The organism is Methylophaga sp. UBA3613 (assembly GCF_002375415.1).
GTDB lineage: Bacteria > Pseudomonadota > Gammaproteobacteria > Nitrosococcales > Methylophagaceae > Methylophaga.
Genome location: NZ_DFLS01000004.1, coordinates 170,906 through 171,767, shown reverse-complemented (window position 1 = coordinate 171,767; position 862 = coordinate 170,906). Strand labels below are relative to the sequence as shown.

Sequence of the window (862 nt, the reverse complement as noted above, 5' to 3'; positions counted from 1 at the left end):
TCCGATCTTTGGAACAAAGATAGTATTCACCTGCTCTTACGCCATTTTCATCCGGCGTAGCATCTTCCAACCCTTCCAGATTTTCCACCACAAAGCTGTTTTTATCGGAACGCACCACATAGGGCAGGAAACGCCCACGGGCATCACTGCCTAAGCTGTTACGCTGAATGAAATCACTGCCGTCCACAGTATTTGGTTCAAATGCCACGTAAGCACCCAGGAAATCATCATTTAGTGTCAAAGTCTGTTCCAGCGTTCTGACGGCAAGACCGCGCTTGTCTGTAATGGATGAATCGGCGACAACAGCCTGCATCACCGCGGCATTAGCCTGGGCTGTATGTAATGCTCTTTCCAGAGGAATGCGCAACTGCGCCGCTGTGTCCTGAGCTAATATCTGTAAATATTGCTGTGCCTGTTGCTGGCTGACATCACGGCCCTGCTCAGAAAGCGTCTGTTTTATCGAACCGAATTGCCAAACACTGATCAGTGCTGTTACCACCACCACAGTCAATAGACTTAGTCCGGCCCAAATACTAAAACGCTGTTGAATGGAAAGCTGCATTTTTATCTCCGTTGTCAGGGACCGGTGTTGCCGGCATACCATTAAATTTGCAGGTTGAAAATTCAAGCTACAATAATCGTATTCACTGAACAGCCGGAATATTACCCACGATGGCAACACATTCCGACTTTACCCCTGTCCGGTGATAACATCCCAATTAAGCTGATTGGCTATAAGGCTTGGAATAGGCCTGAGGTGCTTGTCGTGATGACAAGACCGCGCAGACTTTGCCAGATTTTTTTCGGCCGCGCAATCCTGATAACAGAAATATATGTAACAGTTAGGGCTTGTTGATCTTTC

Annotated in this window: 1 pseudogene; it reads right to left on the bottom strand. The window is 47.4% G+C overall.

Annotated elements, in window-relative coordinates:
* Positions 1 to 562 (bottom strand): annotated as a pseudogene (locus B3S93_RS02975) (methyl-accepting chemotaxis protein); the annotation flags it as partial.
* Between the last annotated feature and the right edge of the window lie 300 nt (positions 563 to 862).